The following is a 25,670-nucleotide window of genomic DNA, read 5'->3' on the forward strand; positions in this document are numbered from 1 at the left end:
GATAATCGCGCCTGTGGGCGGTTAGCGAACAGGGAATAGCAGAGGCCGGCGAAAGACGCTCCGACCTCACTCACACTCAATGGAACAGCCGCGTGCCCAGTTCGCGGCTGGCCTCCAGCAGCACCGGCAGGAAGCGCGTTTCCAGTTCCTGGCGGGAGACGCGGCCGGCGTGGGTGCCGACGTTCAGCGCAGCCAGCACCTGGCCGGCGGAGTCCTTCAGCGGCACGGCGATGGAGCGCAGGCCCACCTCCAGTTCCTGGTCGATGATCACCCAGCCCTGCTGGCGGATCTCGGCGATGCTCGCGCGGAGCATTTCCGGGGTATGCACGGTGCGGCTGGTCTTCACCTGCAGGTCGGCGTGGGCCAGGTAATCCTCCAGCGCATCGTCGTTCAGCCCGGCAAGCAGGATGCGGCCCATGGACGTGCAGTAGGCCGGCAGGCGGCTGCCAACGCTCAGGTCCACCGAGATCAGGCGCTGCGGCGTGGCCGAGCGGGCGATGTAGAGAATCTCGTCGCCCTCCAGCGTGGCCATGGAGCAGGCTTCGTGCAATTGCTCGCTCAAACGGTCGAGGATTGGCTGGGCGGTGACTGCCAGCGGCGTCGAGGACAGGTAGGCGTGACCGAGGGTCAGCACCTTGGGCAGCAGCGAATAGGTGCGGCCGTCGGAGGTGACGTAGCCTAGCTTCATCAGCGTGTGCAGGCAGCGGCGCACAGCGGCGCGGGGTATCTCGGTACGGTGGCTGATCTGTGCGATGGTCAGGTGGCGCTTGCGCTCCTGGAACGCATGAATCACCGCCAGGCCACGGGCCAGCGAGGTCATGAAATTCGGGTCGCCGGTGAAGGCCTCGATGCGCTTGGCGGGCGAAGCGATGATCGGCGGCGCGAGGGGCGGCAGGCTGGCACGGGGAGCGTCGGTCATTGTTGTTGTCCTGGCAGGCGAATGCCGGGCGATTATCGACACGCACGGGCGATTATCGCAACACGACTGATCGATTATCGAACAGAGCTTATTAGAACACCGCAGGGGCGCGCCACGCACTCGAGCGCAGGCATCGCCTGCCCCTGCAAAGGCAATCCGCCAGACGCTACCTAAAGCGGCTCCAGCTTCAACTGCCGCAACCGACTCAGCGTGCGCGAGAAATCCAGCGCCGCACCGCCCGCCGCCAGGTCCTCCAGCGACACCGTGGCGAACAGCTGCAGCTTCAGCTGCCGGTCGTAGGCGATGTCGATGAAGTTGAGGAAGCGCATGCTCACGTCCGGTGGGTAGTCCGCCAGCGGGCCGAGGCCGCTCACCGCCATGCGCGGGTAGTGCTCGATCAGCCACAGGTAGTCGTTGGCCGAGCGCGGGCGTTCGAACATCTCGCTGAAATCCATCCACGCACAATGATCGTCGTGGGCGTGCACCTTCAGCGGATGGTGGTTGACGCTGAGTACCTCGTCGAACTTCGCGTCCGTCGCCAGCCCCAGCCGGGAACCGATGAGCTCGAGGTCATCGGCGCGCGCCGGCCAGAGGAAGCTACCCCACTCCTCCAGCGATGTGCTGTGCTCGCGGTAGTCCTGTCCGGCGTCCACCGAGATCACGTCGAAGCGCTTTTCGATCAGCTCGATGGCCGGGCGGAAGCGCTCGCGGTACAGCGGATTCGGACAGAGGTTTTCCGGCTCGTAGTTGGACGTACAGACCAGGCCTACGCCTTCGTCCACCAATACCTTCAGCATTCGCCCCAGGAGCATGGCGTCGCCGATGTCGTGCACGTGGAATTCGTCGAAGCACAGCAGCCTGGTTTCTTCAGCGATGGCGCGGGCGACGCGCACCAGCGGGTCCGACTGCCCGGTGATCGCCAGCATGCGCACCTGCAGTTCCTGCAGGAAGGCGTGGAAGTGCACGCGGCGCTTGGCCTGGGTCGGCGCAGCAGCGAAGAACTGGTCCATGACGAAGCTCTTGCCGCGCCCCACCCCGCCCCACAGGTAGACGCCCGCCACCGGCTTGCGCAGGAAACCATGGCGACCGGCAAGGAAGTCGTCGAGCCAGCTCGCGAGGTGGTCCACCGCTGCCATCTGCGCATCATCCGCGCGGTAGCCGCGCTCATCGAGCGCGGCGGCGAAATGCCGCCGGACACGGTCGGCGACCGGCTCGGCGGATGTTTCATGTAGTCGTGTATCAGAAGTCAAAGAACACCGTTTCCGCATTTCCCTGGACGCGGATATCAAACCGGTAAGCGAGCCTTCCGTCCACCTCGCAACGCTTTGCAATGAGGGTTTGCCGACGTTCGGGCTGCTCGATGAGGTTCAGCACCGGGTCCACGGCGTTGGCCTGCGCCTCGTCTTCGAAGTACAGGCGGGTCTGCAGGTGGATGTTGATGCCACGGGCAAACAGCGAGACGTTGATGTGCGGCGCCATGGGCACGCCGGCGGCGTTTTTCACCACGCCGGGCTTGATGGTCTGCACCTGCCACTCACCGGCATCGAAGGTCGTTGCCGTGCGTCCGAAGCCATTGAAGGGCTTCTCCTGATCGTAGGCCGCGTCATACACACCCTCATGATTCGCCTGCCACAGCTCCAGGAAGGAGTCGCGGATCAGATGGCCGTTGCCGTCGTACACGTTACCGATCAGCAGGATGTGTTCGCCGGGCGCGCCGGGCTTGGCCATCTCGCTCCAGATTTCCTGGTCACGGGCCGGGTTGCCAGCGGCGGAAAGCGCCAGGCCGATGTGTACGTAAGGGCCGGCGGTCTGCGAGGGGGTTTCCGGCAGCAGTTCGATAGGCATGGTCGGTCCTCCTCACTTGTTCTCGAAATGGGTCTTGCGTTGGCCGCGCAGCACGATGTCGAAGCGGTAGGCCAGGCAATCCATGGGGTTGGCGTTGCTCATGTCGAGCTTCGCGATCAGCGACTCCACCGCGTCCGGGTTGGCGATGGACTTGACGATGGGGCACATCGGGATCAGCGGGTCACCCTCGAAGTACAGCTGGGTGATCAGCCGCGTGGAGATCGACGGCCCGCTGATGGAGAAGTGGATGTGCGCCGGGCGCCAGTCGTTCGGGCCGTTGCGCCACGGGTACGGGCCGGGCTTGATGGTGCGGAAGACGTAGCGCCCTTCGCTGTCGGTCAGTGCACGGCCGACACCGCCGAAGTTCGGGTCCAGCGGCGCCAGGTAACGGTCGTTCTTGTGGCGGTAGCGGCCGCCGGCGTTGGCCTGCCACATCTCCACCAGGGTGTGCGGCACGGGCTTGCCGTACTGGTCCATGACCCGACCGGAAACGATGATGCGCTCGCCGATGGGCAGGCCACCGTTGTTGAAGTTGAGCAGCAGGTCGTTGTCGTGCTCGCCCATCTTCAGGTGCGAGAAGTCCGGACCGCTGGTTTCGGAGACCGATTGCGGAATGCTCACCAGCGCCTGGCGGGGGGAGCGGGCGATGGAAGTCTTGTAGTCGGGGGTGAGGGCTTTGGGGTGCCAGTTTCGGTCACGAATGACGAAGCGGCTGTTTTCCGCGTCGGACATGTCGGTCTCCTCTTGTTCGATTTATAGGAGCCTGTTGCATCAGGCAGTGCGACGGAGTGTCGCCCGCCTACCCGACGCCGAAAACTGAAAAGACGCTCACCATCCATAACCAATAAGTTATGGATAAACCCCCTCGCGGTACGCTTCCCCGACTTCGCGCAGCACCTCCAGGCACCAATGCGCACCGAGCGAAAGCGGCAGCGTCGAGTTGCTGCAAACCCCTACTGAACCGCCCGGTTCCTGTACATCCAGAGGCAGTTCGACGAGCTCGCCGGAGCGCAGGTCCAGGCGCACCGAATCCAGCGGGGCGATCCACAGCGCGTCGCTGGTCAATACATAACGGCGGCTGAGTACCGTGGACAGGGTTTCCAGTCGGCGACGCGGCTGGCCGAGGCCGCTCTGCACCAGCAGGCTGTCGGCGGACTTGCGGATGGTGGTGCCGGCCAGCGGCAGCACCAGCGGCCAGTCGTCCAGCGCCGAGGGCGGCAGCGGTCGGCCCAGCAGCGGGTGCCCGGCGCGGGCCACCAGGGTCATGGATTCGCTGTACAGGTGCTCGAAGGCGAGGCCCTGGATCTGCGGGCTTTCGGTCATGCGGCCGACTACCAGGTCCAGCTCGCCCACGCGCAGTTGCGAGAGCAGGTGCGCGCTCGGCCCGGTCACCACGCTGGCCACCAGCGCCGGATGGCGCTCGTGCAGGCGCCGTACCGTCTCCGGCATCAGCAGGCTTTCCACGGTGGAAAGCACGCCAAGGCGCACGGTGCTGGAGGCGTACTCGCCGCCGCGCAGGCTGTTCACCCCGTCGCGCAACGCCTGCACGCAAGGGCCGGCATAGCGCAGGAAGGCAACGCCCGCCTCGGTCAGGCTGGCGCCGTTCTTGCCGCGCTCGAACAGGCTGGCTTGGAGCAGGTCCTCCAGTTCCTTGAGCGTCTTCGAGATGGCCGGCTGGCTCACCGCCAGGGCGTCCGCCGCGCGGGCCAGGCTGCCCTGCCGGGCCACTTCGAGGAAACACACCAGGTGGCGGAACTTGATACGCGAATCGATATTCATGGCGGCTCAACGCGGCTCGCGGAACGCGCGGGGCGAGACCCCGGCGTAGCGCTTGAAGAATCGGGAGAAGTAGGCAGGTTCGGAGAAGCCCAGACTGTCCGACACCTGCTGGATGGTCATGGCTGTGTACACCAGGTTGCGCTTGGCCTCCAGCAGCAGGCGCTGGTGGATCATCTGCAACGCCGACTGCCCGGCCAGTCGCCGGCACAGCGCATTGAGGTGCGCGGCGCTGATCCCCAGCGCCGCCGCGTAATGCTCGATGGGCCGGTGTAAACGGAAGTCCTGCTCGAGCAGGCGGGAGAACGCATGCACATGCTCGACGCCGCGATCCTGCTGGCTCGCCTGGGCGCGTGCCTGCTCCAGCGCCCGGCGGCTGAGCCAGACCAGCAGCATGTTGAGCAGCGACTGCAGCATCAGGTCGCGGCCCGGCGCATGCTGGGCGTACTCGCGCTCGATGGACTCGAACAGCGCATCCAGCTGGCGCTTGCCCTCGCCCACGGCGAAGCACGCCGGCTGTTCCAGCACCGGGCTTTGCAGCAGGCCGCCGAGCTGCTCGGCCAGCGGCAGGCCCATGCTCAGCACCCAGCCCTGCACGTCCTCGGCAAAGCGGAAGCCGTGCACAGCCAGCGCCGGTGTGACCTGCAGCGAAGCCTCGCGGACCGGCGTCACCCGCCCTTCCACTTCCAGCTCCGCCGCGCCGGACTGCACATAGAGCAGCTGCACCAGGTCGCCATGCCGGTGTGGGCGGATTTCCCAGTCGTGCAGGCGGCTGCGCGAAGCGATGGACTCGCAGTGGATCAGATCCGGCGTCGGCCACACCGTCGTCTCGCCATACAGGCGGAACACCGGGACCGGCGTGTCAGCACATTGTTCGATCACCGCCCACATCCATGAAAAATCCAAGAAGACTGTTGGAAATTACCTTCAAAGGCCGATCCCATCCACAAAAAATGCAGGAGACAAAAACAACAGCGCTCTCCAAGGAGCCACCCCATGAAGACTCAAGTCGCCATTATCGGCGCCGGCCCTGCCGGCCTCCTGCTTGGCCAGCTGCTGCACAAGGCTGGCATCGACACCGTGATCCTCGAACGCCAGACGCCTGACTACGTGCTCGGCCGCATCCGCGCCGGCGTACTGGAACAAGGCACCGCCGACCTGCTGCGCGAAGCCGGCGCCAGCGCCCGGATGGACGCCGAAGGCCTGCTCCACGACGGCTTCGAACTGGTCCTCAATGGCCGCCGCGAGCGCATCGACCTCAAGGCCCTCACCGGCGGCAAGCAGGTGATGGTCTACGGCCAGACCGAAGTCACCCGCGACCTGATGCAGGCCCGCGCAGCCAGCGGCGCGATGAGCGTGTACGAAGCGGCCGACGTGGCGTTGCATGACGTCACCAGCGAAAAGCCCTACGTCACTTTCACTCACCAGGGCGAACACGTGCGCCTGGACTGCGACTACATCGCCGGCTGCGACGGCTTCCACGGCGTGGCCCGCCGCAGCATTCCCGCCGAGCGCCTGAGCGTCTTCGAGCGCGTCTACCCGTTCGGCTGGCTTGGCCTGCTCAGCGACACCCCGCCGGTCAACCACGAACTCATCTACGCCAGCAGCGAGCGCGGCTTCAGCTTGTGCAGCCAGCGCAGCGCCACCCGCAGCCGCTACTACCTGCAAGTGGGGCTGGAAGAGAAGGTGGAAGACTGGTCCGACGAGCGCTTCTGGGAAGAACTCAAGCGCCGCATTCCCGAGGACGCCGCACGCCAGCTGGTCACCGGCCCGTCGCTGGAAAAGAGCATCGCCCCGCTGCGCAGCTTCGTGGTGGAGCCGCTGCAATACGGCGGGCTGTTCCTCGTCGGCGACGCCGGCCACATCGTCCCGCCCACCGGCGCCAAGGGCCTGAACCTCGCCGCCAGCGACGTCGACGCGCTGCACCGCATCCTCGTGAAGGTCTACGGCGAGGGCCGCGTCGACCTGCTGGAACAGTATTCGCCCATCGCCCTGCGGCGCATCTGGAAGGCCGAACGCTTCTCCTGGTGGATGACCTCGATGCTGCACCAGTTCCCCGACAGCGACGCCTTCACCCGGCGCATGCTGGAGACCGAGCTGGACTACTTCCTCGGCTCCGAGGCTGGCCGCACGACCATCGCGGAAAACTACGTCGGCCTGCCGTTCGAGGACGTGGCCTGACTCACGCCGTACGAATCGATTCCCCTGTAGGAGCGCGCCAGGCGCGCGATCGCGGGCATGGGTTAGGCGCCCCCCGCGTCTCCTACAGCGAGACTCTGTCGTCAGCCCAAACGTTGTAGCCCCGTAGGGCGCATAACGCGCCAGCGTTATCCGCCGTTCAAGAGCCGGCAGATAACCTGTTCCAGGTTATTCGCCCTACGATTCTGTAGGAGCGAGCTTGCTCGCGAACCGCCCTACACCGGAGCTGCCGGTAACGCCATTCGCGAGCAAGCTCGCTCCTACAAACAGCCCACGACTATCCTTACCCTCCAGCCACGCCGCTCGCCGCGACACCGCCGGAGGCCGTCATCGACCCGGACGAAGCGAACTTCCTCAGCTACCTGCTCGCCGAAAGCGGCGACGGCGACGCGCGCGCCTTTGCCACGCTGTACCGCAGCACGGCCTCGCGTCTCTACCCACTGGCGCTGAAACTGAAGACCGATCAGACAGAAGCGGAAGCCCTGCTGGTCGACACCTTCCTCCACGTCTGGACCGACGCCGACCGCTACCACCCCACGCGCATCGCCGCGCTGGACTGGATGATCGCCCTGCTCTACCAGCTCGCCGACCGCCCTTCCCCACCAGCCAGCGACGAACCCTGGCCGGAACTGCCGCCGCCGGACGAGCTCTGGCCCGTCATCCACGCGCGCATTCCCGATGACGAGGCCGACAGTCCTGGCCTGCGCTGGCCGCTGATCATCGCCAGCGTGGTCGGCGTACTGATCGGCGCGGCGATCTGCCTGAGCCTGCTGCTGGAACTGCGCCCCGCGTCCTAGGCATTCACCTGAAGGACGATGGGTATCGCTTCGCTCCACGCCATCCTACGACGTGCCAAATTTCCGCCTCGGAGCTTTCCGTAGGATGTGGTGGAGCGCAGCGATACCCATGCTGTCGCCACACCACCACTTCCCCGCGAATCCGCAAACACCCCGCCCCAGCCCCGTAACCCACCATAAAAACCCTGAATTCCGTACGGCATCACCTTGCCAAGCCGCCGCGTACTTGGCATAAACGTCCGATTCTTTTTCGCACACATAACAAGGAAGTTTCGATGCGCATTATCGGCCGCGTCCTACTTGCAGTCCTGCTGCTGCTTTTGCTCATCGGGGGCGTCATCGCCTGGTACACCGCGCATCCCAATCTCCCCGAGTATTCCAGGCCGGAGAAGATGATCCACCTCGACCAGTGGAGCCCGGCAGACCGCGAAACCTACTACTACACGCCCCAGGGCACCCAGGTGAAAGGCCTGCGCTACGACTGGTTCACCCACCTCGAGCAGCCCTTCTCCAGGGACAAGTTCGCCAGCCCCGAGAACCTCGCGCGCTTCGGATTCCTCATCGAGCCCGAGCAGATCGGCCGCGACGCCGACGACACCCTGGCGGCCACTACCAAGAACCCCGGCAACCTGCCCGTGGGCTTCGCTCGCCATCAGGACGGCGAGACCGGCGCCTGGTACCTCGACATCACCTGCTCCGCCTGTCACACCGGTGAGCTGCGCTACAAAGGCACCGCCGTGCGCATCGACGGCGGCGCCGCCATGCACTCCATCGCCTCCACCGTGCCCACCCTGCGCGGCGGCGCGTTCGGCCAGGCACTGGGCGCCAGCCTCGCCTCCACCTACTACGTGCCGTGGAAGTTCGACCGCTTCGCCAAGGGCGTTCTGGGCGACCGCTATCCCAAGGGCAAGGCCGCACTCAAGCGCGACGTGCGCAACGTGCTCGGCACCCTCGTCTCCACCGCCTGGAACGACACCCACCGCGGCCTCTACCCGACCCTGGAAGGTCCCGGCCGCGCCGACGCCTTCGGCCGCATTGCCAACAGCGTGTTCGGCGACGGCATTGATGCCTCCAACTACCGCGTCGCCAACGCCCCGGTGAACTACCCGCAGGTATGGGACATCTGGAAGTTCGACTGGGTGCAGTGGAACGGCTCGGCCATGCAGCCCATGGCGCGCAACATCGGCGAAGCCCTTGGCGTCGGCGCCACCCTGCGCATGTTCGAGAGCGACGGCAAACCGGTGATGGGCGATGAGCGCTACGCCTCCAGCGTGCGCCTGCGCGACCTATATACCCTCGAGGAAACCCTCAAGCAGCTCAAGCCGCCGGCCTGGCCGAAGGACGTCTTCGGCGAGATCGACCTGAAGAAGGCCTCCCAGGGCCGCGCCCTGTTCCAGGCCAACTGCGTGTACTGCCACGGCCCGCACGTGAAGGAGCCGGGCGCCAAGGACTACATCGCCCCGGCCCGCGTGCCCGAGTGGCGCATGAAGATGGTCCCCACCAGCGAAATCGGCACCGACCCGACCACCGCCGACAACATCGCCGACCACACCTTCGACGTGCGCCCGCTGAAGCTCAAGCTCGATGAGCTGCAGAACATGAACGTGGTCCTCGTGCCCAAATCCGACGCGCTGGACCTGTCGAAGATCTCCGCCGCCAAGGGCCTGGCCTACGTCACCGCCTTCGTCGAGCAGCGCGCCTACCGTGACGCGCACATCAGCCCGCTGCAGCAGCAGGAAATGAACGGCTACGGCCTGCCCATCGGCGTCCGCGAACTGCGCGCTTACAAGGCCCGCCCGCTGGACGGCATCTGGGCCACCCCGCCCTTCCTGCACAACGGCTCGGTGCCCAACCTGTTCCAGATGCTCTCCCCGGTGGCCGAGCGCGACAGCCAGTTCTGGGTCGGCAGCTTCGAGTACGACCCGAAATACGCCGGCTACCGCACCGAGCGCTTCCCCGGCGGCTTCCTCTACAAGACCAGCGTCACCGGCAACAGCAACGGCGGTCACGAATTCCGCGACGGCTGCCGCCAGGACGGCGTCATCGGCCGCGCCCTGTCGCCGGAAGAACGCTGGGCGCTGGTGGAGTACCTGAAGGTGCTGGGCAACCCCGACTACGAAAGCAAGCTCGACCCGAACCTCCCCACCCCGCCGTGGACGCCGGGGCCGAAGTGCGAGTGAGCCAGGCAGGGGAATACGCCACCACTCGGACCAGCTCCCTCTCCCTTCGGAGCGGGGCGCGTAGCCAGGGCTGGGGAGAGGGAAACGCCCAGCTCCGATCCAACCCGGAACACCGATCCGCCCCCTCTCCCTCCGGGACAGGGCTGGTGTGAGGGCCAGCCCTCGCTCCGAATCACCACCGAAACACCGAACCCATCCCCTCTCCCTTCAGGGAGAGGGTTAGGGAGAGGGAAACGCCCGGCACCAGGCCCACCCCGCTGCACCCGCAAGGGCCAGGGAACGGAATCCCCTCCATAAAAAGAACACGAAAGGACCCCGTGCCATGCGCTCCCTGCTCACCCGAATCTGGCTCTTCCTCGGCAAATGGCTCGGCCGTCTGCTGCTCGCCGTCGTCGCCATCGGCCTGCTCGGCTGGGGCATCGGCAGCCTCTACTACGCCTGGAAATTCTCCGGCCCGGTCTCCGCCCAGGAACAAATCCCACCGGGCGAAGCCCAGCTCACCCAGGCCATCATCGAAGACGCCGTGCGCATCGTCGAACAGCACCGCGACAACACCCGCGTACTGCGCGACGCACACGCCAAGGCCCACGGCTGCGTGAAGGCCGAAGTCACGGTCGCCAGCGACCTCGCCCCCGGCCTGCGCCAGGGCGTGTTCACTGAACCGGGGCACAAATGGGAAGCCATGGTCCGCTTCTCCAACGGCAACGCCTACCCGCAGTTCGACAGCGCCCGCGACGCCCGCGGCATGGCCATCAAACTGCTCGACGTACCCGGCACCAAGCTGATGCCCGGCAAGGGCCACGACACCGAGCAGGACTTCGTCATGTTCAACCACCCGGTGTTCTTCGTCCGTGACGTCGCCGAATACCGGCAGAACTTCGCAGCCCAGGCCAGCGGCCAGAAGGTCGCCGCCTTCTTCCCCAGCTGGAAGCCCAGCACCTGGGAAATCCGCCACCTGGTCATCGCCCTGCAGACCCTAGCCCCCGCCCCGGACAGCCCCCTGCAGGCCGGCTACAACGGCATCGCCCCCTACAAGCTCGGCGAAGCCAACAACATCAAGTACCGCGTCATCCCGCTGAGCGAAGGCTGCCCGGCCTACCAGCTGCCCAAGCTCAACGAGAAGCTGCCCAACTTCCTGCGCACCGCGATGTACCAGCAACTCTCGGTCGACCGCATCCCCGCCTGCTTCGCCCTGCAAGTGCAGAAACAGGACCCGAACAAATACATGCCCATCGAAGACGTCAGCGTCGAATGGAGCGAGCAGGACTCCCCCTTCCAGACCGTCGCCACCGTCAGCATCCCACCCCAGGACTTCGACAGCCGCGAGCAGAACCTCGCCTGCGACAACCTCTCCTACAACCCCTGGCACGCCCTGCCCGAACACCGCCCGATTGGTGGCATCAACCGGCTGCGCAAGGCGGTTTACGAGGCGGTGAGTGTTTATCGGCATGAGCGCAATGGGGTGGGTGGGGAATGACTCAGCCCACTCACAAAGCGGTAGCACCTGATATTCAGCGGCAAGAGAGCTCGCGGTAGATGATGTTTCACGATTGGCTGATCGCCCAAGGCAAGAGCCAGAAGACCATCAAGCACTACACCGGCGCCATCGACGGGCGCCTAAAAGTTTTGGCAATGCACCTCGACAATGGTGACTTTGCGCTGGGCGATATCAAGTCCAGCGCGGCATTCGCCGACATTTGCCAGACGTTCGATCCAACTGAGGAAATCCTGCCGCTCAACACGCGTGGAAAGGACATGTATCGCCGCGCCCTGGTTATGTACGCGGAGTACCGGGACAGCTCGCTGAACGAAGCGGCACTCGTCCAAGTCGACTTCCTGCAATCCGTGCAGAAAGCGCTTCAAGACTCAAGCGAGCAGCGACGGACCCGCCTGGCAAAAGCCCCAAAGATACCGAGCAAGAAAACGGTCCGCGCAGTGGTGTTTAACCGCAACCCCGATGTGGTCGCCGAGGTATTGCTACGTGCAGAAGGGAAGTGTGAGGGCTGCAAGGAGCCAGCCCCCTTCAAGCGCAAATCCGACAGCTCGCCGTATCTGGAGGTACACCACCGAATACCGCTCGCCCAGAACGGCGAGGACACGGTGGAGAACGCCATTGCGCTTTGCCCAAACTGTCACCGCGAAAGGCATTTCGGCTGAAAGAAACTGCAGACTCACCGCCTAACAGCGAGTCTATCGAATGACCAAGGACCGCCCATGAACAGTCTCCTACGCACGTCCCTCCTAACCTTGACTACTGCCGTGCTATTCCCTATTGCCAGCGCGCATGCCGCCCAGGAGTACTTGGTGATGGCTCCTCTGGATGAAGTACGGCACAAATGCGATAGCGACCTGCCCCGCCTTGGAATCGGATGTACCCTCGACGGCAACCCGATCGGTGGCGAGGCACAATGGATCAAGGTCACCGAGAACCTGTCGCAGGACGAGTGGGCCGCTGGAGTGACCGTCAGCGCTGTACTTCAGCTGACGACGCGCACCACGGCCAACGGCATTCCCTACCTCGCCGCCACCAGCTACCAGGTCACCAGCCAGGCACCGAAGCAAAAGGAAACTCGCTTCGGCAGCACGTTCTGGAAAGTCATCCGCGCCCAGGTGTACAGCAAACCGATCGACGACCCGATCTCCGTGCAATACCTGAAGGACGCCAACGACAACCCCACGCCTGAGCAGCTGGCCGCCCGCGACTTCGCCGCGAAGGACGCCGAAGCTCGCCAGTACGCCGCATCCCCTGAAGCACAGCGCGGTATCTCCGCCGACCTGATTCTTGATTGCGATCTGCGCATAAAAGAAGCGCGCGAAACCATCGCCTACGAAAAGAAGGTGGGCGCCACTTCCGGCTTTGTGAACAAGCTGAACCTGCGTCAGGCAGGCGAGCAGATCGTTCAGTGCCAGGAGGACATGAAAGCGTACTGGAGTGACTACAAGAGCAACGGCGGCAAGTCGCGCAACGTCGAACAACTCAGGGCCGAGCGAGCGAACTGAATGAGCGGCCTGAGCAAGTCTCCACAGCTTTCGCGAACGAAATGGCTGCAGCATCGACTGCAATACTGAGACAGAGCGTGCAGTGCCGCCCCCGGAGCGAACGGTGCCCGCCACCTCTGTTGTCCGAGTCAGCTTGATCCTTCTATCGTCCACCCGCCCCGTGGAAAAGACGGGGCCGGGATTAGCAGCCCGAAACTCCAGAGACAATCGCCGATCTGTATCAGCGGCCCAACCATTTGGGCCGTCCACCGGAACGCGGCGTGTTGGATCGTGTGGCTGCTGATCCAACATCGTCCGTAGGTGGTCTGCTCGCAGTAGAGATGCGACTGAAATGGACGATTCATCCCTGCCAACCCCACTCCCCTTCCTCCGCAATCGCCGCACCCTGCGGTCCCTGCTGATCGACGATCAGGTCTGGTTCATTCTCTCCGACTTCTGCCGCGTGACCGGCTACCCGCACGAAGAACGCCTGGCCATGCGCATGGCCGACGACCCGATTCGCCAGGGGCTCCTGCTGACCGAGGACGGCCTCGAACTCGATTACGTGCTGCTGAGCGAATCCGCCGTGTACCAGGCGCTGGTGACGTTCAACGTGCCGGACTATGGCGCGCTGCGGCGCTGGATCAGCGGCACGGTGGTGCCGCAGGTGCGCAGCCAGTTCAATGCCGCCGGCCCGCGCCATGTGCAGTTGCAATTCGAACGGCAATGCCTGCGGGTGCTGGATTGGCAGGATGATCTGTGGGTGAGCTTCGGCGACCTGCCGCGCGTGCTCGGCGGGCGCTCGCCGATTGCCGGGCGCAGCGGCTGGCGGGGTTGGGCGAAGCGGCTACGGACGTAGGGCGCATAACGCGGTACGCGTTATCCGCCGTTTGGCCGGAACCCGGACCACACCGAGCACAGCAATGGCGCAACGCATAGCGGCGTACAACTGCGAGCGGTTCTGCGCCTCACTAGGAAATGCCGTTCGTAGGATGGCGTGGAGCGCAGCGATACCCATCAATGCCTGCGCGCCGACAGCATGGGTATCGCTGCGCTCCACCCATCCTACAAAAGCCGCCCGCGATGACGGCTCAGTAAACTTCCGGCACCTGCAGTTCCTGCGGAGTGGGATGCCGGCGGTAGCCTTCGTGGCGCTGCCGCTCGGGCAAATCGACAGCGGGCTGTTGCACTTCCTGGTAGGGAATCTGGCTCAACAGGTGGCTGATGCAGTTCAACCGCGCGCGCTTCTTGTCGTCGGCCTGGACGATCCACCAGGGCGCTTCGGGGATGTGGGTGCGTTCGAGCATCACTTCTTTGGCCTTGGTGTAGGACTCCCAGCGGCGCCGCGATTCCAGGTCCATCGGGCTGAGCTTCCACTGCTTGAGCGGGTCGTGGATGCGGCTGAGGAAACGGTAGTGCTGTTCCTCATCGGAGATGGAAAACCAGTACTTGAGCACCTGCACGCCGGAGCGCACGAGCATGCGCTCGAACTCGGGCACGCTGCGGAAGAATTCCTCGTACTGGGCGTCAGTACAGAAGCCCATCACCCGCTCGACTCCGGCGCGGTTGTACCAGCTGCGGTCGAACAGCACGATCTCCCCCGCCGCCGGCAGGTGCGAGACGTAGCGCTGGAAGTACCACTGGGTGCGTTCGCGATCGTTCGGCGCGGGCAACGCGGCGACCCGGCACACGCGCGGGTTCAGGCGCTGGGTGATGCGCTTGATCACCCCCCCCTTGCCGGCGGCATCGCGACCTTCGAAGAGGATGACCACCTTGTGGCCGGTCTTCACCACCCAGTTCTGCAGCTTGACCAGCTCGGCCTGCAGGCTGAACAGGGTGTGGAAGTAACGCTGGCGCGCCAGGCGTTCCTCGTGGGTCTGCAGGCTGCCTTCGCGCAGCCCTTCGAAGTCGTAGAGTTCGTCGAACAGTTCGAGTTCGAGCTCTTCGTCGCGGTCATCCAGCAGGTCGCGCTGGACGCGTCGTGGGAAGTTCTTGTCATCGAGCAGCATGGTGGGTTGCCTTGTGCCGTCACTGGCTCAGTCACATCGAGTGACACTTTCATGACAGAAAAATGTAATCACGCTTTATGACGAATTCATTACAGCCAGTGAAAGATATTTCTTACAAAGCCCGTGCTAGAGCGTTCTTCGATAGGACACCCGATAAATCAGGAAGATCTTGATGACACGGGCGAGCCGCCGGACGGAGCTGATATCGAGGCGATATCAGCGCAAGGAAACGGCCGCGAACACCCATTCACGGCCGCCAACGAGTGGGGAAAAGTCAGGCGTCAGCCAGCGGGCGCGGCTTGTTGACGTACTTGAAGGTGCCGGAAGCGGTCGCGACGACCACACCTTGGCTGTTGCGCAGCTCGCCCTCGCAGAAGGCGATGGAACGGGTGTGGTGCTGGACCTTGCCGTGGGCTTCGAGCACTTCGCCGACTTCGCCGCCGGGGCGCAGGAAGCTGGTCTTCATCTCCACGGTCACCACGCCGCGATAGGCTTCGTCGGCATCGCTGGCACTCAGGGCCATGGCAACATCGAGCAGGGTCATGATCAGGCCACCATGGGCGTTGGCCCAGCCATTCACATGCTGCGGTTCGACGCGAATGACCAGGCGGCCCGGCCCGTTTCCGTCTTCCGCCGGGGCGTGGCGGAACTGCAGGAAATCGAGCATGGGAATAGCGATGCCACGGTGGGCGGTGTAGAGCTTGAGCTGGTCGATATCGAGGGGCATGGGGCTTCCAGGTGCACGAGTGAGGCCAGGCGATGTTCCCCGCTCAGGCCAGCGGATCGCAAGCCCGAAGTGGCTTCATGCACGACAGGAATGCCCGGCGATTGCAGCGCTCGGGCGAACAACCGGCGCCCCTCGCCCCGGGTGGTCAGCGCGAGCGGCGGGTGCCGTTCTTCTTTTCGCTCTGGCGCTCGACGGCCTGGACGAAGAGTTCCTCGACCAGCAGTGACTGGATCGGGGCGCGGGTTTCCAGCGACAGGCTCATGGCCTCCAGCTTCTGGTTCACCCCCAGGCGGGCGATGCCGCACAGCAGAATGCGCTGGGCGCCGAAGATGCTGCCCTTGTCGACCAGTACTTCACGGGGCTTTTCGCCGTCCAGGTAGCTGACCTTGAGGGCGATGGCGGTGTCGTCGCTCACGGCCAGGTTGAGCCAGGTGGCGACGTTGAACTCGACCACCCAGCCCAGGCCTGTCTTCTTGGCCACGGCTTCACGGACCAGATGAGCGGGAACCGGACCCAGGGGGGTGCTGTGGTTTTCCATGGGGCTACTTCTGACTGCTGCGGGTAGAGCGAAATGCGCTAACGGTACCGCTGATTTTATGTGAAGCAGTTCAAGTTTTCAGTCAGAATTTTGTAAGACAACCGCTATCAGGTATGCATGACGTTACAGAAGCGAGCCGCTCTGGAATGCTGCTCTGCTGCCTGAATGAGCTGAAGGGCGCACGGCAGCTCCGGGATACCGAATACTGTCCGACGAAATGAATGGCTAGGTTCTGCGTCACGCAAGGCCGGTCCGGCGCGATGCCGAATCGACCCTGCCGTGTCTCCTTGGCTGGCGCAAGCGCCAGTGAGGCCGGGCTCTGGAGCCCACTTGCTCAGGCCACGCCAGCGAAAGTGCGGGGCCTGTGTTCGCCCGAGCGGTTCTTGCGCACTTCCCGGCGCTCTCTGAAGTCCAGTTCTTCCAGGGCGTCCATGCGCTCCTGCAGGTCTTCGATGACCTGCGGGGTCAACAGCTTGCGATGTCGAGTCATATGCACCTCCTGCGTGCTGATGCCTCAATAATTGGACTAGCACGCGGGTACGAAGATTCAACAGCCAGACGGGGTGGATTGACCAAACGGTCAGGCGAGCGAGGCGTAGGCATTGTGCAGAAAAGCGTCGCGGGCATGGCCCGCTCCTACAGGGAATGCCGGTGTAGGAGCGGGCCATGCCCGCGATCAGCGCCTGAAAGGCGCTCAATCGATCACCGCAATTCGTCGATCAGGCCCGCCACCGTCACCAGCACCGCTCCCGCCAGCGCCTTCGAACGCGCGCCACTCCACCCGGTGCGCGCATTGGGCGACAGGTTGTGGTCCTTGAACGGCATCTCCAGGGTCAGCGACAGGCAGTCATAGGTGCGGCCGACGTGGTTGCAGGCCAGGGTCAGGTTGGCCTGGCCGGGAGCGTCCTTCGGGTAGCCGTGCAAGCTCTGGAATTCGCCGTTGGCTTCCAGGCGCTCGCGGAACAGGCTTTCCAGGCGATCCAGACGCGGCGTGAACTCCGGGTTGCCTTCGCAGCCGGCGGCAAACACGAAGGGGATTTCCTCGTCGCCGTGCACGTCGAGGAACAGGTCCACGCCGTACTGGGCCATCTGCTCCTGCACGAACAGCACTTCGGGGCTCTCTTCGACGCTGGGCGCGGCCCAGGCGCGGTTTAGGTCCTTGCCGGCGGCGTTGGTGCGCAGGTGGCCGTGGAAGGCGCCGTCCGGGTTCATGTTCGGCACCAGGTAGAAGTCGGCGCGTTCCAGCAGGCGCTGGATGTCGGCGTCGCCGGATTGCAGGCGCTCGATCAGGCCTTCCATGAACCATTCGGCCATGTGCTCGCCGGGGTGCTGCTGGGCGATCAGCCAGATCTTGCGCGCACCCGCCGCGCCCTTGCCGATGCGCAGCAGGGGCAGCTCGCGGCCTTCGAGGCTATGCCCGTTAGCGAGCAGTTCGGCGCCGTTGGCCTGGGCGCGCTCCACCAGTTCGGCGTGGCGTGCGCGGCTGTAGGGCTCGAAGTAGGCGAACCAGGCCTGGGGCTGCTCGGCATCGAGGGCGAAATGCAACCCATTGGAGTCGTAGGTACTCGGCACGCGGAACCACTCGCGCTGGTCGAACGACGCCACGGCGTTGTAGCCCGGCCAGCCGCCGGTGTAGCTGGAGCCGGGGGTGTTGGTCAGGCTGAACTGGTACTGTTGGCCGGGCTCGAGGCCCTCGGCCTTGAAGTGGAACCACTGGAAATGCGGGCTTTTGGTATCCGGGCGCAATGCCAGGCGCACGTGGCGCGGGTCGCTGTCGTCAATGACCTGGATGTTGCCGCTGTCGAAATCGCAGTCGATCTTCATGAATTCTCCGTAGGCGCACGAACCTGAGGCGCCAAAGCTCTGCATTTTCGCCCTCCCCGCCGCGCCTGTCATGTAGCGGCGACTTGCTCGTGCAAATATATTATGAATGTAATATAAATCAGGTAACGGATTGAAGCGGCCCTGCGCTGGTGATCCAGCGACCACCGGCTAACCTCGATTGACCCTTTCCACTGACTCTTTCCAAGCATGGAGAACACGGCATGAGCGCATACGATGTGATCGTCATTGGCGGCGGCCCCGGTGGCTACAACGCTGCGATTCGCGCGGGCCAGCTGGGCCTGAAAGTCGCCTGCGTGGAGGGCCGCGAGACCCTCGGCGGCACCTGCCTGAACGTCGGCTGCATGCCGTCCAAGGCGCTGCTGCATGCGTCCGAACTGTATGAGGCGGCGGCCGGCAGCGAGTTCGCCAACCTCGGCATCCAGGTCAAGCCCAAGCTGGACCTGGCGCAGATGATGAAGCAGAAGGCCGAAAGCGTGACCGCGCTGACCAAGGGCGTGGAATTCCTGTTCCGCAAGAACAAGGTGGACTGGGTCAAGGGCTGGGGCCGCATCGACGGGCCGGGCAAGGTCGAAGTGACCGGCGCCGACGGCAGCAAAAGCACGCTGACCGCCAAGGACATCATCATCGCCACCGGCTCGGAGCCCTCCCCGCTGCCGGGCGTCGAGGTCGACAACCAGCGCATCCTCGATTCCACCGGCGCGCTGTCCATCCCCGAGGTACCCAAACACCTGGTGGTAATCGGTGCCGGGGTCATCGGCCTGGAGCTGGGCTCGGTGTGGCGTCGCCTGGGCGCGGAAGTCACGGTGATCGAGTACCTCGACCGCATCTGCCCCGGCATGGACCTGGAAACCGCCAGGACCTTCCAGCGCGCACTGACCAAGCAGGGCATGAGCTTCAAGCTGGGCTCGAAGGTCACCCAGGCCAAGGTCAGCGGCAAGCAGGTGACCCTGAGCGTGGAGCCGGCCGCCGGCGGCACGGCGGAGACGATCCAGGCCGATTACGTCCTGCTCGCCATCGGCCGTCGCCCCTATACCCAGGGCCTCGGGCTGGAGAGCGTAGGCCTCACCACCGACAAGCGCGGCATGCTGGAGAACCACGAGCACCGCAGCAGCGTGCCGGGCATCTGGGTGATCGGCGACGTCACCTCCGGCCCGATGCTCGCGCACAAGGCCGAGGACGAGGCCATCGCCTGCGTCGAGCTGATCGCCGGCAAGGCCGGGGAAGTGAACTACGACGTGATCCCCAGCGTGATCTACACCCACCCGGAAGTCGCCACCGTGGGCAGGACCGAGGAACAGCTCAAGGCCGAAGGCCGCGCCTACAAGGTGGGCAAGTTCCCCTTCACCGCCAACAGCCGGGCGAAGATCAACCACGAGACCGAGGGCTTCGTGAAGGTGCTGGCGGACGAGCGCAGCGACGAGATCCTCGGCGTGCACATGATCGGCCCGAACGTTGGCGACATGATCGCGGAGTACTGCGTGGCGATGGAATTCCGCGGCGCCGCCGAGGACATCGCGCGCACCTGCCACCCGCACCCGACCCGTTCCGAGGCACTGCGCCAGGCGGCGATGAACGTGGACGGCTGGGCCATGCAGGCCTGACCGCCCGTCGCTTCTGACGAGCGGTAGGTGCGGCGCGATAGCGCACCCACCACAACGCTGCAGGCCACGGCTGACGCGGCCTGTAGCGTTAGACTCGGATTAATTTGCGACTACTTTGTGTACAAACGCGACATGGGCTGTGACTTTCTTCGACTCTGAAACCATCAATTGCGTGAACGAACACGAAAGTGGATGAACCGCTTTCGCCACCTTCGCAATGGATTACCGCAGAGAGATCACAACCATGCATGCGACTCTTCGTTTCAACGAGGCTCTGCTGATCACCGGACGAGCCTTCCAACCCTTCAATTGTGTGACCTGGGTTGACCAAGGGGGCGACGGCAGCCTCGACCTGTCCGTCCTCGATCGTACCGGTGCCCGTCTGCTGGGCCTCACCCGCATTCCCAGCTCCGCCTACTCCGACCCGGAGCAGCTCGAAGGCCTGCTGAACCAGGCCCGCGACGAGCTGAACCGCGAAGGCTACCGCCTGCAGGAATGGCACATGCCCGCCTGATCCGCAGACAGGTCCCCATGAAAAAGCCCGGCCTCCGCCGGGCTTTTTCATGGGCGCTGCCAGCCGTCGGCAAGTGCTCAATTTCCCGCCTCTGCCGCCGATAGCGCGTTATCGGTCGCCTCACCGGCTGCATCGTTTCAGCTTCGATTCCGAACCCTGGCTTCCCACTCGTCTGAATCCGCCCTCGTGACGCGGCTTTCGCGGGTGCAGCGACCGACAATGATGGCAATTTGCAGCCATCCTGTGCTCTGCTTCGCACTGACTACCCAGTCTCGTCTTCCACCGGGCCTTCGGCACGCAGTACGGTCTTCGTTCAATGCTCGATCTGCAGCGATATTTCTACAGCGGCGACACCCCTTCGCTGCTGGTTTTCGGCGAGCACAACACGGCGCTGGTAGCGCTCTCCGTCCTCATCGCCATCTTCACCTCGGCCATGGCCCTGCAGCTGTCGGGCGTGGCGCGGCTCGCGCGCAGCCCGTTCTACCGCCAGCTGGCCATCGGCACCGGCGCGGTGGCGCTGGGCGGCGGCGTGTGGGCAATGCACTTCATCGGCATGCTGTCCTTCCAGCTTTGCGCGGCGGTGCGCTATGACCCGCTGATCACCCTGCTCTCCGGCCTGCCGAGCCTGTTCGCCTCGTGGGTCGCCCTGAACCTGCTGGCCCGGCGCAACGTCAGCCCCCTGCAGCTGATCGGCGGCGGCGTGCTGGTCGGCGCCGGCATCGGCGCCATGCACTACAGCGGCATGGCGGCGATGCAGATGGCCCCGCTGCTGCGCTACGACCCATGGATGTTCACCCTGTCGATCCTGGTCGCCGTGGTGCTGGCGGTGATCGCGCTGTGGGTGCGCTTCGGCCTGCGCGGGCGGATGCGGCCGAACCTGACGATCCTGGTCAGCGGCGTGGTGATGGGCCTGGCGATCGCCGGCATGCACTACACGGGCATGGCCGCCGCACGCTTCGTCGGCCGGGAGGAATTTGGCGTGCCGCAAGGCGTGCAGGGCAGTTTCTACCTGGCGATGGCGGTGTCCATGGCCACCGTCAGCCTGAGCATCTGCGTCGCCGCGGTGAACGGCCTGCTGCGCTACCGCCAGCTGTTCCAGGAACTGCAGCGCCGGCGCAAACACCTGGACTCGCTGCTCGACGCCGCCGTCGAGGCGATCCTCACCATCGACCACAGCGGCGTGATCCGCTCGGTCAACCACGCGGTGCTGCGCCTGTTCGGCTGGCACCCCCACGAACTGGTCGGCCAGCCGATGCAGGTGCTGATGAACGAGGCCTACGGGCAGCAGTTCCGCATCGCGCTGGAGAACTACAAGCGCAGCGGCGAGCGCCAGTTCCACAACTCCGAACTGGAGCTCGAAGGCCTGACCCGCGACGGCCGTGAATTCCCCGCACGGGTCAGCCTTGGCGTCACCGACCACGACGGCAAGCCCTGGTTCGTGGTGTTCGTTGCCGACATCAGCGAGCGCCGCGTGATGGAGCAGGCCCTGCGTACCAGCGAGGAACAGTACCGCTCGCTGATTCGCAACATGCCCGGCATCGCCTTCCGCGTCCTGCCGGACGACGTCTGGAGCACGCTGTTCGTCAGCGACGCCGTCGAGGCCGTCACCGGCTGGTCGGCACAGGACTTCATCGACCGACGCATCACCTTCGGCGAGCTGTATCACCCCGATGACCAACCGGCGGTGAACGAAGAAGTCCGTCGCGCCATCGCTGAACGCCGCAGCTATGTCGTCGAATACCGCATGTTCGACCGCAGCGGCACGGAGCATTGGATCTGGGAAGGCGGCAGCGCCTGCTACGACGAAGCCGGCAAGCCGCAGTGGATCGACGGCGTGCTGCTCGACCAGACCGAAACCAAGCTGCTGAGCAACGAGTACGAAGGCAAGGTCACCGCCATCGGCCGCGCCATGGCGCTGATCGAGTTCGACCTCGACGGCCGCGTGCTCGCCGCCAACGAGAACATCCTCGAACTCTTCGGTTACACCGAAGCCGAGGTGCTGGGCCAGCACCACAGCCTGTTCTGCCCGCCGGACGTCGCCGCCAGCGCCCGCTACCAGACGTTCTGGCAGGGGCTGCGCGACGGCGAGTACAGCGCCGGCGAATACCGCCGCCTGGCCAAGGACGGACGCGAAGTGTGGATCCACGCCACCTACAACCCGATCCTCGACTTCGATGGCAAGCCGGTGAAGGTGGTGAAACTGGCCACCGACCTCACCCCGCGCCGCGTCATGGAACAGGAACTGCGCAGCGCCCGCGACCGCGCCGAACAGGCCGCTGCCGCACGCAGCAGCTTCCTCGCTAACATGAGCCATGAAATCCGCACGCCGATGAACGCCATCATGGGCTTCACCGAACTGCTGCTGGATTCGCCGCTGGAAGAGAACCAGCGGCGCTACCTGACCACCGTGCAGAACGCCTCGCGCTCCCTGCTGGGCCTGCTCAACGACATCCTCGACACCGCCAAGCTCGACCGTGGCGCCATCGAACTGGAAGCCCTCGACTTCTCCCTGCCGGAGCTGTGCGAGCAGGTCTGCGCGGCGCTGCGACTGTCCGCCGAGCGCAAGGGCCTGAGCCTGCAGATCGACTACGGCCAGCGCGCCGGCGAGTACTTCCAGGGCGACCCGCTGCGCCTGCAGCAGGTGCTGACCAACCTGCTGGGCAACGCGGTGAAGTTCACCGAGCGCGGCGAAGTCCGGCTGCTCATCAGTGGCGAACCGGGCGCGCTGCGCCTGGCCATCCGCGACACCGGCATCGGCATCGCCGCCGACCGCCTGGAACGCATCTTCGATCCCTTCGCCCAGGCCGACGCCTCCATGAGCCGGCGCTTCGGCGGCACCGGGCTGGGCACCACCATCTCGCGCCAGTTGGTGGAGCTGATGGGCGGTCGCATCACCGTGGAAAGTGAAGTGGGCCGCGGCAGCGTGTTCACCGTCGACCTGCCGTTGCCGGCCGGGCGCAGCGTGCAACCGACGGCCCGCAGCCACGCGCCGAGCCTGCCACCGCTACGCATTCTGGTGGCCGACGATGTACCGCAGAACGTCGAGCTGCTGGAGCTGAACCTGCGCCGTCTGGGCCACCACCCGTACAGCGTCGGTGACGGCCAGGCCGCCGTGGATGCGTACAGCGCAGAGGACTTCGACCTGATCCTGATGGATGTGCAGATGCCCGGCATGGATGGCCTGGAAGCCACCCGGCGGATCCGCAGCATCGAGCAGGATCGGGGCGTGGAGGCCGTGCCGATCATCGCCCTCACCGCCAGCGTGCTCGACCGCGACCGGCAGAATGCCCTGGACGCCGGCATGAACGGCTTCGCCAGCAAGCCGCTGGACCTCACCGGCCTGCTGGATGAAATGGCCCGCCTGCTCGGCGCCGCTCCGGCGGTACGTAGCGCGCAGGCCAGCGAAAGCACGCCACTGGCGACCCTGGACTGGGCCGCCGGCGCACGCCTGTGGGGTGGCCCGCTGCCCATGGCGCGGGCCATCGTGCGCTTCCTCGACGAGCAGGAAGCCGGCCTGAATACCCTGAAAAACGCCGTGAGCGAAGGTGACCGCGCCGTCATCACCGCCCTCGCCCACCGCCTGCGCGGTGCCGCCGCCAACCTTGCCCTGCCGCGCCTGGCCAGTGCCATCGGCGCGCTGGAAGGTGCCGCCGAGCATGGCCCGGCTGAGCAGCTGAACTCCACGCTGGAGCGTGTCCGCGTGGAGTTCGCCACGGTCCGCGAGTCGGTGCCACGGGTGCCGGAAGCGGTTACCGAGGCGGTCGGCCAGATCGTCGGCGAGGCAGCATCGCAGGACCTGCGCGACGCGCTGCAAGCCCTGCAATTGGCGCTCTCCCGCGGCGGTCTTGACGACCAGGCACTGGAACGCCTGCGCCTGGGCACCGCCCAGGGCGAGCACCGCGAGGCCTTCGAAGCCCTGCGCTACGCCATCGACGATTTCGACTTCGACCAGGCCCTGGAATGGGTCCGGACCCTCGGCACCCGCCTGGAGCAAGCATGACCCAGACCGCCCAAGATCATCGGCCCTGCCTGCTGCTGGTGGACGACGAAGCCACCAACCTCCAGGTGCTGCGTCACATCCTGCAGGACGACTACCGCCTGCTGTTCGCCAAGGACGGCGACAAGGCGCTGGAACTGGCCAACCGCGAGCGCCCCGACCTGGTCCTGCTGGATGTGATGATGCCCGGCATGACCGGCTTCGAAGTCTGCCAGCGGCTCAAGGCCGAGCAGGCCACCTGCGCCATCCCGGTGATCTTCGTCACCGCCCTGGCCGACGTGCCGGACGAGACCAAGGGCTTCGAGGTGGGCGCGGTGGACTACATCACCAAGCCGGTCAGCCCGCCCATCGTCAAGGCCCGGGTGCGCACGCACCTGTCACTGGTGCGCGTGGAGGAGCTGCGCGAGACGCGCCTGCAGATCGTCCAGCGCCTGGGCAAAGCCTCGGAGTACAAGGACAACGAGACCGGCCTGCACGTCATCCGCATGAGCCACTACGCACACCTGCTGGCGCGCGCCGCCGGTTATTCGGAGAAGGCCGCCGACGACCTGCTCAACGCCGCGCCCATGCACGACGTGGGCAAGATCGGCATTCCCGATGCCATCCTGCGCAAGCCCGGCCGGCTCGACGAGCACGAATGGCAGGTGATGCGCCAGCACCCGGAGATCGGCGCGCGGATCATCGGCGAGCACGACTCCAACCTGCTGCGCCTGGCCCGCAGCATCGCCCTCACCCACCACGAGCGCTGGGACGGCACCGGCTACCCGAAGGGCCTGCGCGGCGAGGAGATTCCCATCGAGGGGCGCATCGTCGCCATCGCCGACGTGTTCGACGCACTGACCAGCGTGCGCCCGTACAAGCCGGCGTGGAGCATCGACGAGGCGGTGGAACTGCTGCGCCGGGAGAAAGGCAGCCAGTTCGACCCGGAGCTGGTGGAGCTGTTCCTCGGCTGCCTGCCCGACATCCTCGCGGTGCGCGAGCGCTGGGCCGACGCTGGCTGAGCTGAACGGCGGGCCGCGCAAATCCTGCTTTACTCTCAGGCCTTCCCCCCTGCCGAGAGTAAGCAAGATGAATGCGAAACAGCACGACACCCTGCTGGCAACACTGCAGGCCCGCTTCGACCAGCACCCTGAACGCCACCAGGGCATCGACTGGGCGGACGTCCAGGCGCGCCTGAAGGCCGCCCCGGCCAAGCTCAAGGCCCTGGAGCAGATGGAAGCCACCGGCGGCGAACCTGACGTGGTCGGCCGTGAGAGCGCCAGCGGCGCCATCTTGTTCTTCGACTGCTCCGCCGAGACCCCGGCCGGCCGCCGCAGCCTCTGCTACGACCGCGAGGCGCTGGACGCACGCAAGAAGGACAAGCCCGCCGGCTGCGCCACCGAGCAGGCCGCGCAGATCGGCATCGAGCTGCTGGATGAGGCGCAGTACCGCCAGTTGCAGGAGTTGGGTAGCTTCGACCAGAAGACTTCCAGTTGGCTGCGTACCCCCGGCTCCATGCGCAAGCTGGACGGCGCGCTGTTCGGCGACCGCCGCTACGAGCGGGTCTTCACCTACCACAACGGCGTGCAGTCGTATTACGCGGCGCGGGGCTTTCGCGGCGTGCTGAAAGTCTGACGGAAGGCTGGATGTAGTCCGTTTCTGAACGATTCCTGTACCGCCGCTGAACTTTCCCGGGGCCGCCAGGCGGCCCTTGATACAAGTCAGGCGAATTCCTCCGGGTGGCGCGCAGCCTTGTCGCATCCCA

23 protein-coding genes are annotated in these 25,670 nt (G+C 65.3%); 12 read left to right on the plus strand and 11 right to left on the minus strand.

Annotated features, from left to right (window positions below; genetic code table 11):
• Positions 1–76 precede the first annotated feature (76 nt).
• The 6 genes from IB256_RS23955 to IB256_RS23980 form a co-directional block, all read right to left on the minus strand.
• Positions 77–919, minus strand: coding sequence for an IclR family transcriptional regulator (locus IB256_RS23955; protein WP_017519476.1), 843 nt, complete (start codon positions 917–919; stop codon positions 77–79).
• 170 nt (positions 920–1,089) lie between these two features.
• A complete protein-coding gene (gene zapE / locus IB256_RS23960; RefSeq protein WP_192295480.1) occupies positions 1,090–2,169 on the minus strand; it encodes a cell division protein ZapE in 1,080 nt (359 codons plus the stop codon).
• Positions 2,159–2,764, minus strand: coding sequence for a protocatechuate 3,4-dioxygenase subunit alpha (gene pcaG, locus IB256_RS23965; protein ID WP_151186601.1), 606 nt, complete (start codon positions 2,762–2,764; stop codon positions 2,159–2,161). The genes zapE and pcaG overlap by 11 nt, the downstream gene beginning before the upstream one ends.
• 12 nt (positions 2,765–2,776) lie before the next feature.
• On the minus strand, positions 2,777–3,496 hold the full coding sequence (gene pcaH / locus IB256_RS23970; RefSeq protein ID WP_138216277.1) for a protocatechuate 3,4-dioxygenase subunit beta: 720 nt from the start codon (positions 3,494–3,496) through the stop codon (positions 2,777–2,779).
• A gap of 117 nt (positions 3,497–3,613) precedes the next feature.
• Positions 3,614–4,543 (minus strand): pca operon transcription factor PcaQ, encoded by a 930-nt coding sequence (pcaQ, locus tag IB256_RS23975; RefSeq protein WP_192404370.1) that lies wholly within the window; start codon positions 4,541–4,543, stop codon positions 3,614–3,616.
• Between the two features lie 6 nt (positions 4,544–4,549).
• A complete protein-coding gene (locus IB256_RS23980) occupies positions 4,550–5,419 on the minus strand; it encodes a helix-turn-helix domain-containing protein (protein WP_192295504.1) in 870 nt (289 codons plus the stop codon).
• 117 nt (positions 5,420–5,536) lie between these two features.
• On the opposite strand from IB256_RS23980, the gene pobA reads away from it, so the two are divergent.
• The 7 genes from pobA to IB256_RS24015 all read left to right on the plus strand — a co-directional run bounded on the left by pobA (position 5,537) and on the right by IB256_RS24015 (position 13,554).
• Entirely contained in the window at positions 5,537–6,721 is a 1,185-nt protein-coding gene (gene pobA / locus IB256_RS23985) for a 4-hydroxybenzoate 3-monooxygenase (RefSeq protein ID WP_192404373.1), read from the plus strand.
• A gap of 578 nt (positions 6,722–7,299) precedes the next feature.
• A complete protein-coding gene (locus tag IB256_RS23990; protein WP_192295477.1) occupies positions 7,300–7,536 on the plus strand; it encodes a hypothetical protein in 237 nt (78 codons plus the stop codon).
• 275 nt (positions 7,537–7,811) lie between these two features.
• Positions 7,812–9,716 carry a di-heme-cytochrome C peroxidase gene (locus IB256_RS23995; RefSeq protein ID WP_192404375.1) on the plus strand — a complete coding sequence of 635 codons (1,905 nt, stop codon included), beginning with the start codon at positions 7,812–7,814 and terminating at the stop codon, positions 9,714–9,716.
• A gap of 322 nt (positions 9,717–10,038) precedes the next feature.
• Positions 10,039–11,193 (plus strand): catalase family protein, encoded by a 1,155-nt coding sequence (locus IB256_RS24000; RefSeq protein ID WP_192404377.1) that lies wholly within the window; start codon positions 10,039–10,041, stop codon positions 11,191–11,193.
• 59 nt (positions 11,194–11,252) lie between these two features.
• A complete protein-coding gene (locus tag IB256_RS24005; RefSeq protein ID WP_192404378.1) occupies positions 11,253–11,873 on the plus strand; it encodes an HNH endonuclease in 621 nt (206 codons plus the stop codon).
• A gap of 150 nt (positions 11,874–12,023) precedes the next feature.
• Positions 12,024–12,716: a hypothetical protein gene (locus tag IB256_RS24010; protein ID WP_192295473.1), complete on the plus strand. Its 693-nt coding sequence runs from the start codon at positions 12,024–12,026 to the stop codon at positions 12,714–12,716.
• Positions 12,717–13,047: 331 nt separating this feature from the next.
• Entirely contained in the window at positions 13,048–13,554 is a 507-nt protein-coding gene (locus tag IB256_RS24015; RefSeq protein ID WP_192404379.1) for a BRO family protein, read from the plus strand.
• A gap of 232 nt (positions 13,555–13,786) precedes the next feature.
• Here IB256_RS24015 and ppk2 read toward each other — a convergent pair whose 3' ends face one another.
• The 5 genes from ppk2 to IB256_RS24040 form a co-directional block, all read right to left on the minus strand.
• Complete coding sequence (gene ppk2 / locus IB256_RS24020) at positions 13,787–14,704, minus strand: polyphosphate kinase 2 (protein WP_081516572.1); 918 nt, start codon at positions 14,702–14,704, stop codon at positions 13,787–13,789.
• Between the two features lie 274 nt (positions 14,705–14,978).
• Positions 14,979–15,431, minus strand: a complete 453-nt coding sequence (locus IB256_RS24025; protein ID WP_138216286.1) for a PaaI family thioesterase — start codon at positions 15,429–15,431, stop codon at positions 14,979–14,981.
• Between the two features lie 145 nt (positions 15,432–15,576).
• Positions 15,577–15,969: a hypothetical protein gene (locus IB256_RS24030; protein ID WP_192295471.1), complete on the minus strand. Its 393-nt coding sequence runs from the start codon at positions 15,967–15,969 to the stop codon at positions 15,577–15,579.
• Between the two features lie 334 nt (positions 15,970–16,303).
• Complete coding sequence (locus tag IB256_RS24035) at positions 16,304–16,459, minus strand: hypothetical protein (RefSeq protein WP_192295470.1); 156 nt, start codon at positions 16,457–16,459, stop codon at positions 16,304–16,306.
• 212 nt (positions 16,460–16,671) lie between these two features.
• Entirely contained in the window at positions 16,672–17,793 is a 1,122-nt protein-coding gene (locus IB256_RS24040; RefSeq protein ID WP_192404380.1) for a M14-type cytosolic carboxypeptidase, read from the minus strand.
• Positions 17,794–18,014: 221 nt separating this feature from the next.
• Here IB256_RS24040 and lpdA point away from each other — a divergent pair, with 221 nt between their 5' ends.
• From lpdA to IB256_RS24065, 5 genes are all read left to right on the plus strand, one after another.
• Positions 18,015–19,415: a dihydrolipoyl dehydrogenase gene (gene lpdA / locus IB256_RS24045; RefSeq protein ID WP_192295468.1), complete on the plus strand. Its 1,401-nt coding sequence runs from the start codon at positions 18,015–18,017 to the stop codon at positions 19,413–19,415.
• A 244-nt stretch (positions 19,416–19,659) separates the two neighbouring features.
• Positions 19,660–19,929, plus strand: coding sequence for a hypothetical protein (locus IB256_RS24050; RefSeq protein ID WP_081516567.1), 270 nt, complete (start codon positions 19,660–19,662; stop codon positions 19,927–19,929).
• A 316-nt stretch (positions 19,930–20,245) separates the two neighbouring features.
• The gene (locus IB256_RS24055; protein WP_192404381.1) at positions 20,246–23,929 is read left to right on the plus strand and encodes a PAS domain S-box protein; all 3,684 of its coding nucleotides are present in this window, start codon (positions 20,246–20,248) and stop codon (positions 23,927–23,929) included.
• Positions 23,926–24,927: a two-component system response regulator gene (locus IB256_RS24060; protein ID WP_192404382.1), complete on the plus strand. Its 1,002-nt coding sequence runs from the start codon at positions 23,926–23,928 to the stop codon at positions 24,925–24,927. The genes IB256_RS24055 and IB256_RS24060 overlap by 4 nt, the downstream gene beginning before the upstream one ends.
• Before the next feature lie 67 nt (positions 24,928–24,994).
• Positions 24,995–25,540: a DUF4256 domain-containing protein gene (locus IB256_RS24065; protein ID WP_192404383.1), complete on the plus strand. Its 546-nt coding sequence runs from the start codon at positions 24,995–24,997 to the stop codon at positions 25,538–25,540.
• Positions 25,541–25,670 lie beyond the last annotated feature (130 nt).

It is taken from the genome of Pseudomonas sp. PDM17, assembly GCF_014851985.1.
GTDB lineage: Bacteria > Pseudomonadota > Gammaproteobacteria > Pseudomonadales > Pseudomonadaceae > Pseudomonas.